The 15,170-nt window shown below is 52.8% G+C and carries 14 protein-coding genes; 13 read left to right on the top strand and 1 reads right to left on the bottom strand.

Annotated features, from left to right (window positions below; translation table 11 throughout):
• The first annotated feature begins 17 nt into the window (after positions 1–17).
• The 9 genes from alaS to nusB all read left to right on the top strand — a co-directional run bounded on the left by alaS (position 18) and on the right by nusB (position 10,440).
• Positions 18–2,699 (top strand): alanine--tRNA ligase, encoded by a 2,682-nt coding sequence (alaS, locus tag HMPREF2625_RS08785; RefSeq protein ID WP_070523986.1) that lies wholly within the window; start codon positions 18–20, stop codon positions 2,697–2,699.
• A gap of 28 nt (positions 2,700–2,727) precedes the next feature.
• A complete protein-coding gene (gene ruvX / locus HMPREF2625_RS08780) occupies positions 2,728–3,255 on the top strand; it encodes a Holliday junction resolvase RuvX (RefSeq protein ID WP_013399125.1) in 528 nt (175 codons plus the stop codon).
• Positions 3,252–4,463, top strand: a complete 1,212-nt coding sequence (gene mltG / locus HMPREF2625_RS08775) for an endolytic transglycosylase MltG (RefSeq protein WP_004004734.1) — start codon at positions 3,252–3,254, stop codon at positions 4,461–4,463. Before ruvX ends, mltG begins: the two co-directional genes overlap by 4 nt.
• A 163-nt stretch (positions 4,464–4,626) precedes the next feature.
• On the top strand, positions 4,627–5,541 hold the full coding sequence (locus tag HMPREF2625_RS08770) for a shikimate dehydrogenase family protein (RefSeq protein ID WP_070523984.1): 915 nt from the start codon (positions 4,627–4,629) through the stop codon (positions 5,539–5,541).
• Between the two features lie 83 nt (positions 5,542–5,624).
• The gene (gene aroC, locus HMPREF2625_RS08765; RefSeq protein WP_070523982.1) at positions 5,625–6,842 is read left to right on the top strand and encodes a chorismate synthase; all 1,218 of its coding nucleotides are present in this window, start codon (positions 5,625–5,627) and stop codon (positions 6,840–6,842) included.
• A gap of 3 nt (positions 6,843–6,845) precedes the next feature.
• Positions 6,846–8,105 carry a shikimate kinase gene (locus HMPREF2625_RS08760; protein WP_246826764.1) on the top strand — a complete coding sequence of 420 codons (1,260 nt, stop codon included), beginning with the start codon at positions 6,846–6,848 and terminating at the stop codon, positions 8,103–8,105.
• A complete protein-coding gene (aroB, locus tag HMPREF2625_RS08755; protein WP_070523980.1) occupies positions 8,098–9,255 on the top strand; it encodes a 3-dehydroquinate synthase in 1,158 nt (385 codons plus the stop codon). Before HMPREF2625_RS08760 ends, aroB begins: the two co-directional genes overlap by 8 nt.
• A gap of 211 nt (positions 9,256–9,466) precedes the next feature.
• A complete protein-coding gene (gene efp / locus HMPREF2625_RS08750) occupies positions 9,467–10,030 on the top strand; it encodes an elongation factor P (protein WP_004004729.1) in 564 nt (187 codons plus the stop codon).
• Positions 10,030–10,440: a transcription antitermination factor NusB gene (gene nusB, locus HMPREF2625_RS08745; RefSeq protein WP_070523978.1), complete on the top strand. Its 411-nt coding sequence runs from the start codon at positions 10,030–10,032 to the stop codon at positions 10,438–10,440. Before efp ends, nusB begins: the two co-directional genes overlap by 1 nt.
• A 99-nt stretch (positions 10,441–10,539) precedes the next feature.
• Here nusB and HMPREF2625_RS08740 read toward each other — a convergent pair whose 3' ends face one another.
• Positions 10,540–11,310 (bottom strand): hypothetical protein, encoded by a 771-nt coding sequence (locus tag HMPREF2625_RS08740; RefSeq protein ID WP_004004727.1) that lies wholly within the window; start codon positions 11,308–11,310, stop codon positions 10,540–10,542.
• Positions 11,311–11,554: 244 nt separating this feature from the next.
• Between HMPREF2625_RS08740 and pyrR the strand changes: the two genes are divergently transcribed.
• From pyrR to HMPREF2625_RS08720, 4 genes are read left to right on the top strand one after another with little or no spacing between them, the layout of a single operon-like run.
• Positions 11,555–12,187, top strand: a complete 633-nt coding sequence (gene pyrR / locus HMPREF2625_RS08735; protein ID WP_070523976.1) for a bifunctional pyr operon transcriptional regulator/uracil phosphoribosyltransferase PyrR — start codon at positions 11,555–11,557, stop codon at positions 12,185–12,187.
• Positions 12,184–13,185, top strand: a complete 1,002-nt coding sequence (locus tag HMPREF2625_RS08730) for an aspartate carbamoyltransferase catalytic subunit (RefSeq protein ID WP_070523974.1) — start codon at positions 12,184–12,186, stop codon at positions 13,183–13,185. Before pyrR ends, HMPREF2625_RS08730 begins: the two co-directional genes overlap by 4 nt.
• A 24-nt stretch (positions 13,186–13,209) precedes the next feature.
• Positions 13,210–14,517 carry a dihydroorotase gene (locus HMPREF2625_RS08725; protein ID WP_070523972.1) on the top strand — a complete coding sequence of 436 codons (1,308 nt, stop codon included), beginning with the start codon at positions 13,210–13,212 and terminating at the stop codon, positions 14,515–14,517.
• A gap of 55 nt (positions 14,518–14,572) precedes the next feature.
• Positions 14,573–15,118 carry a PH-like domain-containing protein gene (locus tag HMPREF2625_RS08720; protein ID WP_070523970.1) on the top strand — a complete coding sequence of 182 codons (546 nt, stop codon included), beginning with the start codon at positions 14,573–14,575 and terminating at the stop codon, positions 15,116–15,118.
• The last annotated feature ends 52 nt before the right edge of the window (positions 15,119–15,170 follow it).

Below are 15,170 nucleotides of genomic sequence, written 5' to 3'. Positions count from 1 at the left end.
ATTGTCTAAGGAAAGCGATGCTCTCACAGGAAATTTCTAAGCGTTGGATCGAATTTTTCGAGAAGCGCGGACATACCGTGGTGCCTTCTGCATCACTCATCTCAAACGAACCCGGTGCCATGTTTACCATTGCGGGTATGGTGCCATTTATCCCTTATTTTCTTGGACGAGAGACCCCTCCGTTCTCGCGTGCAACAAGCGTTCAGAAGTGTATTCGTACCCTCGACATTGAAGAAGTAGGTAAGACCGCCCGTCATGGCACCTTCTTCCAGATGGCGGGTAACTTTTCATTCGGCGACTATTTCAAAGAGCAAGCTATTCCTTTCGCCTACGAACTACTCACTGCTAGCCAGGATAAAGGCGGTTACGGGTTAGATCCGGATCGTCTGTGGGTGACCATTTACGAAGGAGACAACGAAGCCTTCGACGTATGGACTAAAACCGTAGGATTCCCAGAAGAACGTATCCAACGTATGGGTATGAAGGAAAACTACTGGTCTACAGGTCAGCCTGGTCCTGCAGGCCCCGATTCCGAAATTTTCTATGACCGCGGGCCTGCATACGGCAAAGAAGGCGGTCCGGCGGTAGACGACGATCGCTATATTGAGATCTGGAACCTTGTGTTCATGCAGTATCAGCGTGGTGAAGGGATCGGTAAGGAAGACTTCGAGATTCTGGGCGAACTGCCCAAGAAGAATATCGATACCGGCTTAGGCGTTGAGCGCTTGGCGATGCTTCTGCAGGGTGTTGAAAACTTCTACGAAACCGATCAGGTGCGCCCGGTACTTGATGCCGCTTCGAAGCTCTCCGGAAAGAAATACCACGGCTCTGAATCTCCCGAAGACCCGGGGTATGAAGACGATGTGCGCATGCGTGTGGTCGCGGACCATATTCGCTCTTCTCTCATGCTGATTGCCGACGGTGTGACTCCCTCCAACGAAGGACGCGGCTATATTCTACGCCGCCTGATGCGCCGCGCTATTCGTGCGATGCGTCTGCTGGGCGTTACTGAACCGTGCCTGCCTATTCTATTCCCCGCTTCTCGCGATGCGATGGCTGGTGCTTTCCCCTACGTGGCGGATGATTTCGAGCGTATTTCCCGCATCGCTTATGCCGAGGAAAAGGCATTCTTGCATACGATTGAAACCGGCACTGAGCGTTTGGAAGAAGCCGTTGCTACGGCTAAGAAAGACGGGTCAAACTCTGTTTCTGGGGCAGAAGCATTTGCGCTGCACGATACCTACGGATTCCCGATTGACCTGACCCTTGAAATGGCTGCTGAAGCAGGCGTGAAGGTTGATGAGAAGGCGTTCCGCGAACTGATGGCTGAGCAGCGTCACCGTGCTCAGGCTGATGCTAAGGCTAAAAAAGGTTCTTTCGCAGACCTCTCTGAGCTTCGTAAGCTTGTGGATGAACGTGGTTCTATCTTTACCGGGTACACCGAGCTTCGCACTGAGACTCATCTTCGTGCTTTGCTGAAGGATGGGGTTTCCGTTCCCGTAGCTAAAGCGGGCGATAAGATCGAGGTCGTTTTGGACGAAACCCCATTCTATGCGGAGGGCGGCGGACAGGCAGCTGATACCGGCGTGATTACTGGAAACGGTTTCGTGATTGATGTTCAGGACGTGCAGCAGCCTGTCAAGGGTTTGAGTGTTCACCGCGCCGTTGTTCGTGAAGGTGAAGCGCATCCGGGCGCTGAAGTTGTGGCGCAGGTTGATGTGCAGCGACGTCGAGATGGTGAAAAAGCCCATTCGGGTACCCATATTGTTCATGCGGCTTTGCACCAGGTATTGGGTAATGAAGCAACTCAGCGTGGTTCCTTCAATAAGGAAGGCTACCTGCGTTTTGACTTCGCATGGGGTGAGAGCCTATCTGACTCCGCTAAGCGTGAAGTCGAAGAGGTAGCAAACCTCGCTATCCGGGATAACCACGAAGTTATTGCACGTGAGATGCCTCTTGCCGAGGCTAAAGCCCTAGGCGCTATGAGTCTCTTCGGCGAGAAGTATGGCAACATCGTGCGTATGGTCGAAATCGGTGGAGAGTTCTCGCGTGAGCTTTGTGGCGGCACCCACGTAGGAACTTCATCTGAAATTGGTTCTCTGACTCTGCTCACCGAACAGTCTGTGGGCTCGGGTAACCGCCGCGTTGAGGCACTGGTCGGTATGAATTCTTTCGAGCATCTTGCCGCTGAGCGTACCCTAGTCAATCAGCTGACCGGCATGATGAAGGTGCAGTCCTCGGCTGAACTACCCGAGAAAATAAACCAGACGTTGGCGAAACTAAAGTCAGCTGAGAAAGAACTTGAAAAGCTGCGCCGCGAGAAGCTTCAGGCTGAGGCTGGTAAGCTTTTAGAAAACGCGCAAACCATCGGCAGCGTACGAGTTCTTACACATCATGCGGGAGAGCTGGACGCCAACGGTGTTCGTTCGCTAGCGTTAGATTTACGTTCACGCTTCGGCTCTGAAGCTGCCGTTGTGGCGGTGACTGGCGTGGCCAATGGTCGCCCGGTTATTCTTGTCGCCACAAATGAAGGTGCCCGTGAAGCTGGCATTAAAGCCGGTGCCTTGGTGCGACTCGCAGCAAGTGTACTCGGCGGCGGTGGCGGCGGTAAAGACGATGTTGCACAAGGTGGCGGACAGGATGCTTCGAAGGTTTCAGAAGCACTGGATGCTATCCGCAACGCGATAGCGCAGGCATAACTTGACTGAATTTCAACGAGGAGTACGGATGGGTGTTGACGTGGGTAATGCCCGCGTTGGCACGTCATTGAGCGACCCAGACGGCATTCTGGCGACTCCGCTCAAGACACTCCGTCGTGACAGCAAGAAGAACTCGGACCGTCGAGTTCTCCGCAAACTTGTGGAGGTTAACGACGTGAAAGAGATCTTTGTGGGGCTTCCCAAAACCATGCGGGGAGGAGAGTCGGACTCCACCCGCATGGCACGGGATTACGCCCACGCTTTGCGCTCCGAATTGGATGCAGAAGGAAATACACACATCAACATTTGGCTGGTCGATGAGCGTCTCACCACGGTGAGTGCGCATCGTTCCCTCCACGAGGCTGGTGTATCCAGCCGAAATTTCAAGACTATGGTTGACCAGGTTGCTGCTGTTAACATATTGCAGTACAGTCTGGATGCTCTTAAAGCTGGGCAAGCTGTCGCTGGATATCTGGTGCATGAATCACCTCGCGAAGATTCCCATCTGCAAGAGACTATAGACGGCCCCGTCAACGAAACGGAGAACCTTCAGTGACCGAAGAACCTACAAAACAGCGGACGCGAGAGAGTAGCTTAAGCGAGCTTCTCAGTCCGACACTCGCCGAAAGCCAGGCTGGCATTCGCGGTATCACCCTTGAGGATGAGGTGGTAACCGCTAGGGAGCTACGCGCGCGTAAGCGTCGCCGCCACACCATCATGGCAACAGCTTTGAGCGTCTTTGCCGTGGTACTTATTGTGCTTGGGGTGGTCTTCGTGCAGCGTTACGACATTAACCCCTTCAAAAATCGTGACTACTCGGGATCGGGAAATGGCGAGCCGGTAAGCTTCACGATTGAGCAGGGTGAGAGTACCGCGCAGATTGCGCAGGCGCTCAAAGAAAAAGACATTATTGCCGATCCCGGCAAGTTCATTGACGTGTACCAGAAAGAGGCTAACGGTAAAACTCTTAAAGCTGGTACCTATGAGTTGCAGAAGCAAATGAGCAGCTCTTCGGTCGTGAAGAACCTGGTAGATAGCGATAATAATATTTTCTATATCGCGGTTCAGCAGGGTAAGCGTATGAACGAGACGGTCGATATTATCGCTAAAGCTACCGAAGGCAAGATAAGCCGTCGTGATATTGAGGCTGCTATGTCTCACCCCGAAGAATACGGTATCCCGAAGAACTTCCCCTCAATGGAAGGCTGGCTGCACCCGGGCGAATACCGAATTCCGAAGGAAGGAACCGACGCCAAGAAAATCATTGAGGCTATGGTTTCGCGAACAAAGGCTGATCTGCAGGAAGCAGGAGTTAGCGGAGACCAACGAACCTTTGAGGTCCTGACTAAGGCTTCTATCGTGGAGCTTGAAGCACAGCCTAAGGACTATGTGGCCGTTGCGGGCATTATCAATAACCGCCTCAATAACCCCAAGGGTGAGACTAACGGCTTGATTCAGTCCGACGCTACCGTGACCTATGGCTTGGGCGTACGTTCATATCACCTCACGGAAGAGCAAAAGGCAGATAAGAATAATAAGTACAACACCTATGCAAATACGGGGCTGCCTGCAGGCCCGATTGCATCGCCAGGGTTGTCCTCAATCAAAGCGGTAGCAAATCCCGAGAACAACCCGTACTACTACTGGGTAACGGTTGACCTTGATACGGGTGAGACGAAGTACTCGCGCACCTACAAGGAACACCAGAAGTACGTTGACGAGTACAACCAGTGGTGTGAGGAACACTCAGGTCGCTGTAAGTAAGATACTGCGTGGTCAGTACTGAGGCACCGTATTTGTAGGTTCTGTACGGTTCTTCATAAGACGGAACGGATGCTCCTTCCACTAAACTGGAAGGAGCATCCGTTCCGTTTATGTGTATAAAGTGACGGACAACCTAAATGGCATCGCGTGGGAAGGGAATACCATGACTGAAGCAGCGGCAGTACGACGAGCCTATGTGCTGGGGCATCCTATAGCGCATTCGCTCTCGCCAGTTTTACATACCGCTGCGTACCAGGTACTCAAAGAGAACATTGCGTATGCCCGTCGTGACACGCTCCCTGAGGATCTTCCTGCTCTCATGGACGAGGCAGAGGACGGAGAAGCAATCTGCGGGTTTTCGGTCACGATGCCGCTCAAGACCGATATTATTCAGTATCTGCACTCAACAACCGCTTTGGCCCAGGTGACTGAGGCGGTTAACACCGTTTTCTGGAGAAAGACAGAAGATACTGAGGTGCCGTTGCCGCGTGGTCATAATACAGATGTCGGCGGCATCGTCAATGCACTTCTACATGCTGGGCTTGAAACTCACCAAGCAACAACACAACCGGCTATCCTGGGCGGCGGGGCAACCGCTATTTCTGCTCTAGCCGCCTTACACCGTTTGGGGTACACTCGTGTGACGGTGTACGCGCGTTCACTGCATAAGCTCTCTGCCATATATGACGCAGCAAAACGTCTGAGTCTTGAGGTCCAGGCAGAGCCTCTTACCCGGTTTCCGGAAGACTGCGCCGCGTATTACCCGGTGATCTCGACTCTTCCCGCTCATGCTGCAGATGATTTTACTGAAAACATACACAAGGTCTACCCGTACGCTGTTCTACTGGATGTAGCTTATGATCCGTGGCCGTCTCAGCTAGCGCAGATTTGGGAGCGGTGCGGCGGGTGCGTCGTATCAGGCCTTGAAATGCTTCTCTATCAGGCTCTCGACCAGGTGCGCGTTTTTACCGGGCATGCTACAGATCAGCGTCTCCCGCACGAGCTTGATGTGCTCAATGCGATGTGTGCCGCTGTCAATCTTGCTCCGCGTGAACAGCTTCCTGACATTGTGCGCTAAAAGAGACGTTAGAATTTATATACAGATTCAAACTTTGACGGTGCCGGAACTCTCAGGACGGCAAAACGGAGATGAGGAAATACATGGAGCTACGTTGGCTGACCGCGGGGGAGTCTCACGGTGAAGCGTTGGTCGGTATTATCGAAGGAGTCCCCGCCGGCGTGGAGCTTACCAGCAAGATGGTGCGTGATGCGCTGGCTCGCCGTCGTCTAGGGTACGGCCGCGGCGCTCGTATGAAGTTTGAAGAAGATAAAGTGCGTATTCTGGGCGGGGTACGGCACGGCCTGACGCAGGGTGGCCCCGTAGCACTTGAAATCGCGAATACTGAATGGCCTAAATGGGTTGATGTCATGAGCTCAGATCCGGTAGATCCCGCACTTATTGAAGGGCGTGCCCGCAATGCTGCCCTGACCCGCCCGCGCCCCGGTCACGCGGATTTTACGGGTATGCAGAAATACAACTTTGCGGAGGCACGTCCTGTTCTTGAGCGCGCATCGGCACGTGAAACCGCGACTCGAGTAGCTCTAGGCGTGGTCGCCGCTCAGGTTTTAAAAGCACTCGGTGTTGAGCTTGTATCGCATACTGTTGCAGTGGGCGGCGTACATGCGCCCGATGGAGCATCGGTGCCTGCTCCCCGTGATGTTGCTGCTCTTGATGCTGATCCTCTTCGGTGCTTCGATAAAGCTACTTCAGATGCTATGGTCGCCCGGGTTGATGAGGCGCACAAAGATGGAGAAACACTCGGCGGTGTCGTCGAGGTTTTGGCTTATGGTATGCCCCCAGGACTCGGTTCATATGTGCATTGGGACCGTCGTCTGGATGCCCGCCTTGCCGCAGCCCTGATGGGGATTCAAGCTATTAAGGGTGTCGAAGTTGGCGATGGCTTTGCGACTGCCGACCGTCCTGGTACCGCCGCACACGATGAGATTTCGGTCGGTGAACATGGCGTAACTCGTGATACGAACCGAGCCGGCGGCATTGAAGGCGGTATGAGTATAGGCGATCTTGTGCGTGTTCGTGCCGCTATGAAGCCTATCGCTACCGTTCCCAAGGCACTCAAAACTATTGATACTTCAACCGGGGAACCCGCGAAGGCGCATCATCAGCGATCTGATGTGTGTGCTGTACCAGCCGCCGGTGTGGTGGCGGAGGCTATGGTCGCCCTTGTACTCGCACAGGCAGCACTGGAGAAATTCGGTGGCGATTCCATCGGCGAGACACGTCGAAATATGGACTCTTATCTGGCAGAGATTCCCGAATCGTTGGCTTGGGAATCTAATGTTGCGGGATGGGATTCCTAGACTGTGGCTGCTGAGGATCCAGCGCCTTCCGGGCGCCCATCGTCGGGGGCGAACCCTTTCTCTCGCATAGCGGAAGCAGCGCGCCGTGCCCGAGAGGGGAATGCATCGCGCCCGCAGTCAAAGCTTTCGGAACCTGAGGAGAACACGGCTGAACAACATGAGGTAGGCCCACACACTCAAGAACTTCATTCTGCTCGCAAAGCGGCTGTTCCCAGCCCACTCACGGTTTTTGGGAAAGCTGCCCCTCGAGCTATGTCGAAGGTACGGGTATATGCTTCATCCGATTCGGACACACCCGCTCCTCTCGCTTCAAACGTTTTTCGTGAAAAATTGGCGGGCTTTACTGTAGAACCTCATAAACCGCAGGACGAACAGGGGAGTCCTCAAGTTCCTGAAGAGTCTGAAGTATTGGAGACGAGCAAGGCTGCACGCGGTCAGCAATCAGACACTATACCGACGCCCGCAATTTTCGCACGCCCGCGCATCGTTGCGGAACAGGCATCACGTAAAAATGAGGACTTGGAACGGGCGCCTGTGTCTGAACAGCCGCATGAATCCGCAAGTTTTGCCGCGATTACAGCGCGTATGGCACGGGCTGCACACCTGAGGCACAGCGTTGCTAGTTTAGAATCAGAGCGCGAAGGCGTCTCTAAGGAGAAAAGCGAAGAAAGTACCCTTCGCATACATCCGCAGCAGGTACGTGAGCTTCAGGAAGAATTTGCCGAACGTGCCCGTCCAGTAGTTCTCATCGGCCCTATGGCGGCGGGAAAAACCTATATTGGCACCCATTTTGCACGGTTTTACGGCTATGAATTTCTTGATGCCGACCAGCTGATTGTGGAACGTTATGGTGAGGTATCTGAGATTTTTGAAATCTTTGGTGAAGCCTATTTTCGGGAACTTGAACGCAAGACTATTGAAGAGGTGCTGACCTCGCCAACCTATCGCAACACAGTTTTTTCGCTGGGTGGCGGTGCCCCTATGACTGATGCGGTTGCTGACCTTTTGCGTGACGAATGCGTGGTTTACATTCTGGTCGATGTAGATACGGTTGAGCCGCGCATTACAGGCAATAAAACCCGCCCGCTTCTAGAACCTAACCCGGTAGAGCGCTGGTCTGAGATTTTTGAGCATAGGCAGCATCGGTACGAGGAACTTGCACAGCATACTTTGGATGCGCGTGGAGAAAAAAATATTAGCGTTATGACCGCCGAAATTCAGAACTTTGTTCTTGCCTTCCGAAAGGAACACTCTCATGATTGAACAGTCACATCACGCCGCTGAGTCCGAAACCTCTGTAGCTCCAACTTTCGGAGCTTCCGGTGAGGAAGACATTACCTATATACCCGTCACAGGCAGCTCACCACGCGAGAACTACGATGTTCTGGTGGGGCATAATTTGCTTAAGAAAATCCCCGATATTCTAGGTAACACAGCGCATAAAATCTTGGTGATCCACCCGCGCGCCCTACGGGCTACCGGCGAGCTTGTTATGGAAGATCTGCGTAAAGTTGGCTACGAGTCTTTTAGCGCTGAAATCCCTGATGCTGAAGAAGCTAAGCACCATCAAGTGGCCGCATTTTGCTGGCAGGTTTTAGGTCAGAACGACTTTACACGCACGGATGCAATTATTTCAGTAGGCGGTGGAGCCATTACTGATGTTGCCGGTTTTGTGGCGGCAACCTGGCTGCGCGGGGTACGTGTGATTCACATTCCGACCACTCTTCTTGGCATGGTCGATGCCGCTGTGGGAGGAAAAACAGGTATTAACACCGCCGAGGGAAAGAATCTTGTGGGGGCATTTTGGCCACCTTCTGCAGTACTCTGCGAGATTGGTACGCTGCGTACCTTGCCGGAGCATGAGCTTTTAACAGGTATGGCGGAGGTCGTAAAGTGTGGGTTCATTGCTGACCCACAGATTCTTGACATTATTGAGGCTAACCCAGAAAAGATTCGGGATTCTCAGTCGTCAATAGTGCGTGACCTGATTGAGCGTGCCGTTCGGGTGAAAGCGGAGGTTGTTTCCGAAGATCTACGCGAATCTGGCCGCCGCGAAATTCTCAATTACGGGCATACCTTAGGGCACGCTATTGAACGTGCCGAGCGATACCAGTGGCGCCACGGCGCAGCCGTTGCGGTGGGGATGGTGTATGCGGCCGAGCTCGCGCTTGCCGCTGGGTATCTCGATGAAACAATTGTTGATCGCACCCGCTCCATTCTCAAATCTTTGAATCTTCCAGTGGGTTACCGAGGGGATCGCTGGAAAGAGCTTCTCGAAACTATGCGCCGAGATAAAAAAGCGCGCGGCTCGCTTCTGCGTTTTATCGTTTTGGAAGAACTGGGTAAACCGCGTGTTTATGAGGTTCCCGATGACTCCATCCTGTATATGACATACCAAGAAATCGCCGAATAACTAACTGCATTTTAGGTGCTTTTACAGGGGGGGTACCCATGTCTAGGCACTCAAACATGCAGAACGTGATGGGAGTTTTACTTAGATATGTCATAGTAGCGGTGCCATAGTGTAAACTAAAGGGCGACATTATTTGCTCATTGATAACTTAGCGCCTGCGGCAACACGCATCGTGTTGTGTGTAAGCGTCGACAATACGAAGGAGAGCCGCATGGCATCTACCACTGATATTAAAAACGGTGCAATCCTCAAGATTGATGGCGGTCTGTGGTCCGTTGTTGAGTTCCAGCATGTAAAGCCCGGTAAGGGTGGCGCGTTTGTACGTACCAAGTTGCGTAACGTAACCTCCGGTAAGGTTGTCGACCGCACTTTCAATGCTGGCGCTAAGATTGAGACTGCTACTGTTGATCGTTCCGACTATCAGTATCTCTACCAGGACGGTGAAGACTACGTCTTCATGGATCTGAAGACCTATGATCAGATTAACGTTCCTGCAGCTGTGGTGGGCGATGCTGCTAACTACATGCTGGAGTCGCAGACCGCGACTGTAGCCCTCTATGAGGGTACTCCGCTATATGTTGAGCTTCCTGCCTCTGTTGTTCTTGAAATTACCTACACCGAGCCTGGCCTGCAGGGTGACCGTTCCACTGGCGGCAATAAGCCTGCAACCCTTGAGACCGGCTATGAAATTCAGGTTCCACTATTCCTGGAGACAGGTACCAAGGTGAAGGTTGATACCCGTACCGGCGATTACCTGGGTCGCGTAAACGACTAATGAACTCTCGTACCAAAGCCCGCTTACGTGCCGTCGAGGTACTTTTTGAAGCCGATCAGCGTCAAGAAGACATCATTGATGTGCTGAAGCGACGCCGTCTGCATACTGCCGCTCAGATCTCGGCCTATGCCGAAGAGATCGTGCGCGGCGTACGTGATCATGATGACGAGATTCGAGAATATCTTGAGACCTATGCGCGTGACTGGTCGTTTGAGCGTATGCCAGCTGTCGACCGCGTAATTTTGCGGATCGGCACGTGGGAACTTCTCTATAATGATGATGTTCCGGATGCGGTTGCTATCTCGGAGGCAACCGGTTTGGCGCGTGTGCTCTCTACAAACGATTCACCGAAATTTGTTAACGGTCTTTTGGATAAGCTGCGCCAGGTAAAACCGACTCTGCTCGCTTAAACGACTCAAAACTCGTTATTGCTATAAAGCCGTCTCAAACCCCTGCTTTTAGGGGTTTGAGACGGCTTTATATTGTACCTTTTCGCGGCTCAAACAAGGTTATGCATAGAACCCGAGCTGGCGTTTAGCCTCTTCAAAAAGTTCGCTGCCCTCATGGGTGTACCGAGTATTGCGATGCTGGGTAGAAGCGAGATTATTAGCAGCAAGGTTAGACCCTTCACGTACGTGCAGTAGGAATTTGAGCCAGTGTTGTGTGCGCATCATATGAAGCACAACGCTCATATCACGGTCTGAGGACGGATCGGGCCAGCGATTAGAACGCATACGCATAGCGATCATGGCACAGAGGTAACGGCAGTCTTGAATGGCGGGATCGAGCTCAAATGATATGCCGGATACCGTGGTGATTTTAAGAGCGGTTTCAAACTTATTGTAGGTAAATGTATAGGCATCAATATCAGCGTAGTCAAGAGTGATAACGCCCTCGCCAAGCCGGGATCTCATAAACTCGTATAGCCTGAACTCAACGTAGGATCGGCGGTAGTACCAGATGAAGATAAGAGTGCATAGAGCAACGACGCTCAGTAGGACAGTAGCGATAGTGTCAAAAGAGGAAGATACCCAAATCCATGCCATGATGAGAGTACATAGTCCGAAGAGGACTGCACCGATAACTGAGAAGTATGAGTTGCGTTGAGTCTCTCCAAGAGTATGCCGAATCACCTGAGTGGAAGAAGCAAAGCCAAGCTCCGTAAGCTGCCGGGTGCGCATTCGGTTGCGGCGCTTAAAGTAGCGGTGCGCCACGAAAACGATAGGGGCTGCAAGAATCCCAAAGATAATTCTTACCAGGCCCTCAAAGAGATCTTCCATGATGCAGTCCTCGGTGTGGTTGTACTATCGGTGATGCTTTTACTAGCATAATGGACTCTCGACGTTTTATGAGTCTTTGTTCAGGGAACATGAGCGTTTATTGCATGATATGTAGAGGATTTTTGACTCCGAAAAAATTAAAACTTCAGGAACACATACCCCTGAACTGCGTGGTACGTATGGTAGTCTTGGTAAAAGCAAGAAACCTTTAAGTCCGTCCCGTGAGGCGGGGAAGGAGTCGGCTGTGTCGGGGACATCTGTACCCTATGAGCCTGGAGCGCATCCTATAGGCGTGCCTATAAAAACGCCCAATGAAGGGCACACTATCCTTAGCGACGATGAGATCCGTCGCGCTCTTACACGTATTGCTTTTGAAATTCTTGAGTCTAATAAGGGAACCGATAACCTGGTACTTTTAGGTATTCGGTCTCGTGGATACCCGTTAGCACAGCGCCTGGCACAGCGCATCCAGACGAATGACTCAAATTTTGATCTCAAAAATGGCCTGGGTGCTCTCGATATTACCTCGTATCGCGATGACCTCACCGATGAGGAATATGAAAACCGCAGCGCGGGGGAGTCCTTGATCCCGGTGGGCGGTCTCGACGGCAAAAATGTGGTTCTCGTCGATGATGTTCTGTACTCTGGCCGCACTGTTCGGGCCGCCTTGGACGCCCTTAACGAATACGGACGTCCGGCTCTGGTGCGTCTTGCAGTGTTAGTTGATCGCGGGCACCGGCAACTCCCAATTCGCGCCGACCACGTGGGGAAAAACCTTCCAACCAGTGCCTTAGAGAAGGTTCGTGTGGTACTCGAAGAAACGGATAACGCTACAGACCGCGTTGATATCATTCAGCTGGAAGGACAGCTTTCATGAAGCATCTGCTTGACACCCGCGATCTTACACGAACTCAGGCCATTGAAATACTCGATGTTGCTGATTATATGGCACAGGTTAAGGCAGAAAACCGGAAGCTCAATGTGCTTGCCGGTAAGACTGTAGTCAACCTTTTCTTTGAAGACTCAACGCGTACCAGACTGTCCTTCGAATCCGCAGAGAAACGTCTGGGCGCTGATATTACTAATTTTGCTGCGCGTGGTTCATCGGTTTCTAAGGGAGAATCCCTCAAAGACACTGCTCAGACTCTCAAAGCGATTAGTGCGGATGCCTTTGTGATTCGTCATTCGGCTTCAGGTGCTCCGCAACGTCTTGCCGAGGCCGGGTGGACCGATATTCCCGTGCTAAATGCGGGGGACAGCACGCATGCGCATCCGACACAGGCTCTTTTAGATGCGGTTTCGCTGCGCCAGTTTAAGGCTCAGCGTGATGGTCTGGAATCACCGCGAGGAACCGATTTAAACGGTATGCGCGTGCTGATCGTGGGGGATATTCTGCATTCTCGCGTGGCGCGATCGAATCTGTGGTTGCTGAAAAATCTGGGAGCCGATGTCGCTTTTGTAGCTCCGCCTACGCTTTTGCCTGTGCATACTGAGCGTTGGAAGCAGGATTGGGGACTTGAAATTTTCCACGATTTCGATGACGCAATCGCTACAAAACCTGACGCGGTTATGATGCTGCGCATCCAAAAAGAGCGTATGAACGCCGCTTACTTTCCCTCAGCAGAGGAATATACCGCCCTGTGGGGACTCACCAAAGAACGTTTCGAGAATCTGCTGGCGCAGCCTCAGGAAATCGCAATTCTGCATCCCGGCCCCATGAACCGAGGGTTAGAACTGTGTGCTGAAGCCGCCGATTCTCAGAACGCCTGGGTGCTACGTCAAGTCAGTAACGGCGTGGCGGTCCGCATGGCGGTGCTGTACCTGCTCTTGACTGACGGGTCAAGCGAGAAACTATACTCCGGCGACGAATCCTAATGCTATCCGAAAGAAGGAATATACATGAGCACGTACCTTATTAAAGGCGCCTCCCTGCTGGGTGAGCGCGTTGCCGATATCCTGATTGAGGATGGCAAAATTGCGCGTATCGGCCAGGGTTTAGAGGCTACAGACGCCCAGGTCGTTGATGCCTCCGGTCAGATTGCTCTTCCCGGTCTGGTCGATATTCATACTCACCTACGCCAGCCCGGATATGAGGCTTCTGAAACCGTAGAGACCGGTACTCGCGCGGCGGCTTTAGGCGGCTACACGGCTGTTTTTGCGATGGCGAACTCGCTTCCCGTTGCAGATACTGCAGCTGTAGTTGAGCAGGTTAACCGTCTGGGCAAAGAGTCCGGTTGGTGCCGAGTGCAGCCTATCGGCTCGGTGACCGTTGGGCTGAAAGGCGAATTCCTCTCAGACATTGGTTCTATGGCGACCTCTGAGGCCAAGGTTCGAGTGTTCTCGGATGACGGCATGTGCGTCTACGATCCGGCGATTATGCGCCGCGCCCTTGAATACGTAAAGACTTTTGACGGCATGATCGCCCAGCATGCGCAGGAGCCCCGTCTAACTGAGGGTGCTCAGATGAACGAAGGCAAAGTTTCCGCCGATCTGGGGCTTACCGGCTGGCCTGCTGTCGCAGAAGAAGCTATTATCGCCCGCGATGTTCTGTTGGCTGAGCATTTGAACTCGCGTCTGCATATTTGCCACCTCTCAACTAAAGGCTCTGTAGAGGTTGTGCGCTGGGCTAAGTCTCGCGGCGTGCAGGTAACCGCCGAGGCTACCCCGCATCACCTGATTCTGACCGATGAAAAGGCACGCACTTACGACCCGATTTTTAAGGTGAACCCGCCTTTACGCACCGAAGAGGATGTGCTTGCCCTGCGTCAGGCTGTTGCAGACGGCATTATTGACGTTATTGGTACCGACCATGCACCGCATCCGGCAGAAAGCAAAGAATGTGAATGGGCGTGTGCTGCAAACGGCATGACCGGTCTTGAGCAGGCACTCTCGATTATTCAGATGACCCTTGTGGAACCGGGGCATATTACCTGGGCTGATGTCGCACGGATTATGAGCGAAACTCCGGCGAAAATTGGCAGCCTGGATGCTGAGCAGGGTCGTCCACTTGCCGAAGGTGAACCAGCAAATATCGTGTTGGTTGATCCGAAGGCTACCCGTGTTATTAAGCCCGAGGATCAGGCCACGAAGGGCAAGAACAACCCGTATCGTGGGATGGAGGTTCCCGGTGCTGTGCGCGCAACTTTTTACGCGGGGCATCCGACCGTTTTGAATGGTGAGCTCGCGAGTCCTCACAGGCAGGCTTGATCGTTCCTAATACAGGGGTAAAACCGCTGCAATAAACCGAGGAGAAAGAAGAACCGTGGAAAAACTGATTCCCACCCTTATCTGCGTTGCCGTAGTGGTGCTGTGCTTCTTCGGTATTTGGCGCGGCTGGAAATCCCGTCTCAAGCGGCAGTCCACGATGTTCGGTTCGCTCAAAGACGTTCCCGAACGCTACGACGGGCTTGAAGCCGAGGCGGCGTTTGAGGGGGAGTATGTGAGCACTACAATGTTCGGTGATGAACTGAACCGTGTGGGGTTCGACCAGCTAGGGTTCAAAACAAAATCCACGCTCCTGATCTACTCGGACGGCATTATCTTCACCCGCAACGGGGCTAAAGACCTGTGGATCCCCGCGAAGAAACTTGCGGTCATTACCACCGGGCAGGGAATGATCGGCAAGGTTGTAGAACGTGACGGACTTATCGTGATCGGTTGGACTCTTGACGGCCACCGCGTGCAGACCGGATTTCGCACTCGCTATGCCGATCAGAAAAAAATCGCACTTGAGAAGCTTCGCGAGATTTCGCCGGATGCGGTCGATAGCCCCGAAAAATGGGTGCTGGAAGAGACGGCACATCACTAATACACATACAACTCACCCACAAAATGCCCGCTAATTGCGAACGGCATACCAA

Origin of the sequence: Rothia sp. HMSC064D08, assembly GCF_001809525.1 — a bacterium.
Lineage (GTDB): Bacteria > Actinomycetota > Actinomycetes > Actinomycetales > Micrococcaceae > Rothia > Rothia dentocariosa.
The sequence above is the reverse complement of the archived record's forward strand: the minus strand, read 5'-3'. Positions and strand labels throughout refer to the sequence as shown.

Excerpts from the sequence above, each read along its gene's own strand:
- alaS (WP_070523986.1), top strand. The coding sequence starts at position 18 with ATGCTCTCACAGGAAATTTCTAAGCGTTGGATCGAATTTTTCGAGAAG.
- ruvX (WP_013399125.1), top strand. The coding sequence starts at position 2,728 with ATGGGTGTTGACGTGGGTAATGCCCGCGTTGGCACGTCATTGAGCGAC.
- HMPREF2625_RS08770 (WP_070523984.1), top strand. The coding sequence starts at position 4,627 with ATGACTGAAGCAGCGGCAGTACGACGAGCCTATGTGCTGGGGCATCCT.
- aroC (WP_070523982.1), top strand. The coding sequence starts at position 5,625 with ATGGAGCTACGTTGGCTGACCGCGGGGGAGTCTCACGGTGAAGCGTTG.
- aroB (WP_070523980.1), top strand. The coding sequence starts at position 8,098 with ATGATTGAACAGTCACATCACGCCGCTGAGTCCGAAACCTCTGTAGCT.
- efp (WP_004004729.1), top strand. The coding sequence starts at position 9,467 with ATGGCATCTACCACTGATATTAAAAACGGTGCAATCCTCAAGATTGAT.
- nusB (WP_070523978.1), top strand. The coding sequence starts at position 10,030 with ATGAACTCTCGTACCAAAGCCCGCTTACGTGCCGTCGAGGTACTTTTT.
- HMPREF2625_RS08740 (WP_004004727.1), bottom strand. The coding sequence starts at position 11,310 with ATGGAAGATCTCTTTGAGGGCCTGGTAAGAATTATCTTTGGGATTCTT.
- HMPREF2625_RS08730 (WP_070523974.1), top strand. The coding sequence starts at position 12,184 with ATGAAGCATCTGCTTGACACCCGCGATCTTACACGAACTCAGGCCATT.
- HMPREF2625_RS08725 (WP_070523972.1), top strand. The coding sequence starts at position 13,210 with ATGAGCACGTACCTTATTAAAGGCGCCTCCCTGCTGGGTGAGCGCGTT.